Consider the following 6466-nt stretch of genomic DNA (forward strand, 5'->3'; position numbering starts at 1 on the left):
GTTGTCGGGCGGGTTATAAGACTTTGCTTGCGGGCGTCCTAGTCGCGTGGCGCGATCCCGTTATGCGACGAGCGCTCTCGACGCCGTCATTGCGAGCGCAGCGAAGCAATCCAGGCTTTTGACCGCGGAGACAGACTGGATTGCTTCGTCGCTACGCTCCTCGCAATGACGGAGAAGACTGTGTGCACTCTTCCAAAACAAAATGCCCGGGACCCGCCCGGGCATTCGCATCATCTCGATCGGTCGCGGACGCCTCACGCTCCCATCATCGGCATCCGCGGATATTCACCGGGCGTGCCCGCCGGCGGGATCGGGATGCCGCCGTCGGCATATTCGTTGAGCTTGTTGCGCAGCGTGCGGATCGAGATGCCGAGGATGTTGGCGGCATGGGTGCGATTGCCGAGGCAGTGCTTCAACGTCTCCAGGATCAGGTCGCGTTCGACGTCGGCCACGGTGCGCCCCACCAGCGCGCGCGTCACCTGCTCGGCGGCCATGGTGGCATGCGCCACGGCCGGGGGCGTCTTGGCGAGGTCGAGCCGGTCGCCGTCCGGCGTGATGATGGCGTCGGGTCCGATCTCGTCGCCCTGCGCCATCAGCACCGCGCGGTGCATGGTGTTTTCGAGCTCGCGGACGTTGCCTTGCCAGCGGTTGGCGGAGAGCACGCGGCGCGCCTCGGCCGAGAGCGGACGCAGCGGCACGCCGTTGGCGTCGGCATATTTCTTCACGAAATGCTGCGCGAGCTCGAGGATGTCGGCGGGGCGCTCGCGCAGTGGCGGGATCTTTAAATTCACGACGTTGAGGCGGAACAGCAAGTCTTCGCGGAACGTGCCCTCACGCACGGCCTCGGCGAGATTGCGGTTCGAGGTCGCGATGATGCGGATGTCGACCGGAACCGGCTTGGTGCCGCCGACGCGGTCGATCACGCGCTCCTGGATGGCGCGCAGGAGCTTGGATTGGAGGCGGACGTCCATCTCGGAGATTTCGTCGAGCAGCAGCGTGCCGCCGGTCGCCTCCTCGAACTTGCCGATGCGGCGGGCGACGGCGCCCGTGAAGGCACCCTTCTCGTGGCCGAACAGCTCGGATTCCAGGAGGTGCTCGGGGATGGCGGCGCAGTTGATCGAGATGAACGGACGCTTGGCACGGGCCGAGCGGGAGTGAACGTAACGGGCCAGCACCTCTTTGCCCGTGCCGGATTCGCCGGTGATCATCACCGAGGCGTCCGAGCCCGCGATCTGCTGGGCGAGCTTGATCACCTTTGCCATCGCGTCGTCGCGATAGACCAGCTCGCGGGAATCGTTGGCGACGGCAGCCAGCACCGCGGCGATCAGCTCCGGATCCGGCGGCAGCGGGATGTATTCCTTGGCACCGGCGTGGATCGCGGCGACCGCGGCACGGGCGTCGTTGGTGATGCCGCAGGCGACGATCGGGGCGTGGATGTGCTCGGCTTCCAGCCGCAGCACGAGGTCGCGGATGTCGAGCGCGACGTCGACCAGCAGGAGGTCGGCGCCTTTGCCCCCGCGCAGCACGCGCATCGCCTGGTCGTGATCCTCGGCATGGGTCACGGTGGCGCCGTTCTCCATCGCGATCTTGGTGGCGGTGGTGAGCTGGCCCTTCAATGTGCCAACGATGAGAAGCCGCATGTCAGTCTCCTGTCCGTCTGCTCGCGCCGTCGCGCGTCATGTCCTTGCGTGTCAGCCGCGGTCGGCCTTGATGATTTCCGTCATGGTCACGCCGAGCTTGTCCTCGACCAGGACGACCTCGCCGCGGGCGACCAGCTTGTTGTTGACGTAGATGTCGATGGCCTCGCCGACGCGCCGGTCGAGCTCGAGCACGGTGCCCGGTCCGAGCTTCAGGAGCTCGCCGACGTCCATCTTGGAGCGGCCGAGCACGGCCGAGACCTGCACCGGCACGTCGAACACCGCCTCGAGGTCGGCGGCGGCACGCGCCGCATATTCGTCCTCGTTGTAGCCGACGTCGGTGCCGGCAGGCGGCATCGGGCCGTTGAGATCGGGCAGCGGAACCTGTCCGTCGGTGTCGCTCATGGTTTAGCTCCCCCTGCGGGACGCGGTGTAGCGTCCGACCATTTCGTCGATCTTGGCCGCGATGGCGCCGCGCTCCAGCACGACGCCGCCATCGGCCCATTCGATCCGGCAGTCGCCGGTGGCAATGTCCGGCTCGGCCAGGATCACCAGCCGCCCCTCGAAGCCGCTCTGCTTGGCGAGCCGCTCGATCTTCTCGCACGCGCTGTCGTAGAGCGCATCGTTGATGCGGACGACGAGATGCGGCGTCGCGACCAGATGCGAGAAGCAGTCCTTGACCAGCGCGACGACCTCGCCGAGCGGCTCGGCCGCGACGAGGTCGGCGCACAACTTGCGCGCCACCGCGACCGCGACCTCGACCGCCTCGGTCTCCATCTTGGTCTCGATGTTGCCGATGCCGGCGGCGACGCCGCGGATGGCGATGTTGATCTCCTCCATCGCGAGCGCGACGCGGCGGTCGCTCTCGGCCTTGGCCTCGCGCTGGCCGGCGGCAAAGCCGTCCTGATAGGCGCGCGCCTCGGCTTCGGCGACCTTCTGCGCGATCTCGGCCGCGGTCGCCGCCTTCTCACGCGTGGAGCGCTCAGGCGCCGCGAAGTCGGTATCGAACAGGAATTTTGCCGGGGCGGCCATCAGTACACCAGCTCGTCGTCGGCGCGGTTCTTGGTCAGCATGATCTCACCCTTGGCGGCGAGGTCCTTGGCGAGATTGACCAGCAGCGCCTGGGCCTCGTCGACGTCGCGCAGGCGCACGGGCCCCATTGCCGCCATGTCGTCCTGGAGCATCTTGGCCGCGCGCGAGGACATGTTGCCGAAGAAGAAGTTGCGGACGTCCTCGTTGGCGCTCTTGAGCGCGACGCCGAGCTTGTCCTTGTCGACGTTGCGCATCAAGGTCTGGGCCGAGCCGGAATCGAGCTTCACGAGATCGTCGAACGTGAACATCAGCGCCTTGATGCGCTCGGCGGATTCGCGGTTGTCTTCTTCCAGCGAGGTGATGAAGCGGGTTTCGGTCTGGCGATCGAAATTGTTGAAGATTTCCGCCATCACCTCGTGGGCGTCGCGGCGGCGGGTCTGTGACAGGTTGGACATGAACTCGGTCCGCAGCGTCTTCTCCACGCTCTCGATCACCTCCTTCTGCACCGCCTCCATCTTCAGCATGCGGTTGATGACGTCGAGCGCGAGCTCCTCGGGCAGGATGGCGAGCACCCGGGCGGCATGCTCGGGCTTCAGCTTCGACAGCACCACGGCGATGGTCTGCGGATATTCGTTCTTGAGGTAATTGGCGAGGACCTCTTCCTGCACGTTGGAGAGCTTCTCCCACATGTTGCGCCCGGCGGGACCGCGGATCTCGTCCATGATGCCGTTGACGCGTTCCGGCGGCAGGTATTGCTGGAGCAGCCGCTCGGTGGCGTCGAAATTGCCCATCAGCGCGCCCGAGGCCGACATGCGGGAGACGAATTCGAGCAGCATGTCCTCGACCGTGTCAACCTCGACGGTGCCGAGCGTCGACATCTCCAGCGAAAGCTGGCGCACCTCGTCGTCGTCGAGCAGGCCCCAGATCTTGCCGCCATATTGCTCGCCGAGCGCCAGCATCAGGATCGCGGCACGCTTCGGCCCGGTCAGGCCTTCGGTCTTGGGACCGCCCGCACGGCCGCCGGCGCGCTGACCGAGCGTGGAGATCACGCTGGTGATGTCGTTCGAGTTGGCGTTTTGCAGACTAGCGGCCATGTCAGATCACTTCTTGATGCACTTGGCTTTGTTATTTCGCCGGTTCAGTCAGCCACTGGCGGATGATCGCGACGGTTTCGTTGGGGTTGCGCTCGGCGAGCTCGCCGACGCGGTGAACGGATTGGGCGTGGACCTGGCCCTGGATGGTGGCGACGTCGATGGCGCTGGCGGCGCCGCTCGGCAGCAGCGGCTGGCCGGTGGCCGGCGCCGGCTCTTCCGAGGCGGCGGGGCCACTGAGCACCCCGGAGATGGCGGCGGCGACCTCGTCGGAAGCGAGGATGCGCTTGACCAGCGGGCGGATCACCAGGAACAGCACGACCAGGCCGAGCAGCATCATCACGCCGAGCTCGACGAAGTACATGACGTCATCCTTGGTGAACTGCAGCATGCCGAGGAAGCCTGAGGGCTCGCCGATCGGGGCCGTGGAGGGCGCGTCGGCGAAGCGCAGGTTGACGACCTCGACCTGGTCGCCGCGCTTCTGGTCGAAGCCGATCGCCGAGCGCACCAGCGTGGCGATGCGGTCGAGCTGCTCCTTGGTGCGATCCTGGTAGGCGAGCTCGCCCTTGTCGTTCTTGGTGTAGATGCCGTCGACCAGCACCGCGACCGAGATGCGGTTGACCCGGCCGGCCTCGGTCACCTCGGTCTTGGTGGTGCGGGAGATCTCGTAATTGTTGGTCTCTTCGGTCTTCTTGCTCTGGTCCTTAGCGGCGACGCCGTTGTTCTGCTGGTTGCCGGGCAGTTCGTTGTTGACGGTGACCTGGCCGTTGTTGTCGGCGGTCATGCTCTGCTCTTCGCGGGTCTGGCTCGAGCGCAGCACGCGGCCCTCGGGGTCGAACCGGTCCGAGGTCTGAGTGATCTTGTTGAAGTCGAAATCGGCGGAGAGCTGCACGCGGGCGCGGCCCGAGCCGACCACGGAGGAGACGATGTCCTCGACCTGCTTGCGCATGCGCTTTTCGAAGGCGATGCGGCGCTCCTCGCCGACGGCCTGCTCCGGATCTGTCGCCGCGCCGTCGGCGAGCAGCTGACCGGCCTCGTCGACGATCGAGACCCGCTGCGGCTTCAGGCCGTTGACGGCGGAGGCGACGAGGTGGCGGATGGCGCGGATCTGCTGGGCTTCCAGCGCGCCGCGGACGCGCACCACGATCGAGGCCGACGGCTCCGGCGCCTCGCGCGCGAACAGCGGCCGCTCCGGCAGCACCAGATGGACGCGGGCGGCCTGGATGCGGTCGATGGCGCGGATGGTGCGGGCGAGCTCGCCCTCGAGCGCGCGCAAATGATTAATGTTCTGGACGAAGGAGGTGGTGCCGAGCGCGTCCGACTTGTCGAACACCTCGTAGCCGACGCCGCCGCCCTTGGGCAAGCCGCCCTCGGCGAGCTTCATCCGCAGCCGCGTGACCTTGTCCTTGGGCACCATGATGATGGAGCCCTCATTGCGGATCTCGAACTGGATGCCTTGGCGTTCCAGGTCCTTGATGATGCTGGAGGAATCTTCGACGGACAGGTCCGTGAACAACGTCGTCATCTGCGGCGTGGTGACGCGCATGATGACGAAGGCGAAGAAGCCGATGAGCGCGGCGGTGACGGCGATCATCGCCCCGAACCGGGCGGCACCGATACTCTTCAGAAAGTCCGCAAGCCCTTGCAAGCAACCGCCCCACAGCTTCGGCCGCTTCACCGGAAAGGCCGACTGGGCAATTATTGCCTAGGTGATGGTTTCGATATGGTTAACGAAGGTTAAGAGGTCGGACAAAAGTGCATCATGAAAAAAATCGGCCTCGCAAAGCGAGGCCGATTTTCGTCAAAAACCGCAGATTTCCGGATCGCCTATTGGCGATATTGCTGGATGCGGGTGGTGCGAAGACCCGCCAGACCGTGCTGGTCGATGGAAAACTGCCAGGAGAGGAATTCGTCGACCGTCAGGGTATAACGGCTGCAGGCCTCCTCAAGGGAGAGAAGTCCACCACGGACAGCGGCGACGACTTCAGCCTTGCGGCGGATGACCCAGCGTTTGGTGCCGGGTGCAGGCAGATCCGCGATCGTCAACGGACTGCCGTCCGGCCCGATGACGTATTTTACCCTCGGGCGATGGGGTTCTGTCATGGCGTACTCACAAACTCTCAACCACTGAACTCACGCCGTAACCGTAACCCCCGCGGCTTAAAAATCCGCTAAGCCTAAGGGTTCAATACAATTCTCGTTGAATCTTGCGGGAACGCGCCCGTCTCGGCGGGCGGGAGACGCAATCTCGGCCGGCTGAGCGGGGCAGAAAGTAAATACTTTACTAACGCCGAACGACTTTTGACTAACGCCGAACGACTCTTGCGGGCTCGGCGCAAGCCCGCAACTCTGATCCACCTCTCCCGAAGGGCAGGGCTATCGCATATGGCCCTTTGCGCGAGCTGAGCGCGCGCCTCGTCCTTCGAGACGACCGCTTCGCGGTCTCCTCAGATCCTATGGGCGGCGGGTGGTCAAGAGAGGTTAGGATTGGATTGCAAACCACCCAGCCTCGGAGGACCAAGATGATCAAGCTCGATCGCATTGACGCACCCGCCACGGCGGAGCATGCCACGGTTTACCTGGCTTTTGAACTGAGCAAAGCGAAATGGAAGCTCGGCGTGTTGCTGCCGGGCTCACAGAAGCTGAGCCGGTACACGATTGGTGGCGGTGATCTGGTGGCCTTGGCAGCGCGGCTTGCAGACGTGC

6 protein-coding genes and 1 pseudogene are annotated in these 6466 nt (G+C 65.2%); 1 reads left to right on the forward strand and 6 read right to left on the reverse strand.

Features of this window, described 5'->3' with window-relative positions:
• Positions 1-254 precede the first annotated feature (254 nt).
• The 6 genes from flbD to sciP all read right to left on the reverse strand — a co-directional run bounded on the left by flbD (position 255) and on the right by sciP (position 5863).
• Positions 255-1640, reverse strand: coding sequence for a sigma-54-dependent transcriptional regulator FlbD (flbD, locus tag HZZ13_RS32720; protein ID WP_197963568.1), 1386 nt, complete (start codon positions 1638-1640; stop codon positions 255-257).
• Positions 1641-1691: 51 nt separating this feature from the next.
• A complete protein-coding gene (fliN, locus tag HZZ13_RS32725; protein WP_172784664.1) occupies positions 1692-2042 on the reverse strand; it encodes a flagellar motor switch protein FliN in 351 nt (116 codons plus the stop codon).
• Between the two features lie 3 nt (positions 2043-2045).
• Entirely contained in the window at positions 2046-2669 is a 624-nt protein-coding gene (locus tag HZZ13_RS32730; protein WP_197963569.1) for a FliH/SctL family protein, read from the reverse strand.
• Entirely contained in the window at positions 2669-3763 is a 1095-nt protein-coding gene (fliG, locus tag HZZ13_RS32735) for a flagellar motor switch protein FliG (RefSeq protein ID WP_197963570.1), read from the reverse strand. The genes HZZ13_RS32730 and fliG overlap by 1 nt, the downstream gene beginning before the upstream one ends.
• Before the next feature lie 31 nt (positions 3764-3794).
• A complete protein-coding gene (gene fliF / locus HZZ13_RS32740; RefSeq protein WP_197963571.1) occupies positions 3795-5408 on the reverse strand; it encodes a flagellar basal-body MS-ring/collar protein FliF in 1614 nt (537 codons plus the stop codon).
• A gap of 179 nt (positions 5409-5587) precedes the next feature.
• The gene (gene sciP / locus HZZ13_RS32745) at positions 5588-5863 is read right to left on the reverse strand and encodes a CtrA inhibitor SciP (protein ID WP_002714638.1); all 276 of its coding nucleotides are present in this window, start codon (positions 5861-5863) and stop codon (positions 5588-5590) included.
• Between the two features lie 419 nt (positions 5864-6282).
• On the opposite strand from sciP, the pseudogene HZZ13_RS32750 reads away from it, so the two are divergent.
• Positions 6283-6466, forward strand: a pseudogene (locus HZZ13_RS32750) (hypothetical protein); the annotation flags it as partial.

Source organism: Bradyrhizobium agreste (assembly GCF_016031625.1).
Classification (GTDB): Bacteria; Pseudomonadota; Alphaproteobacteria; order Rhizobiales; family Xanthobacteraceae; genus Bradyrhizobium; species Bradyrhizobium agreste.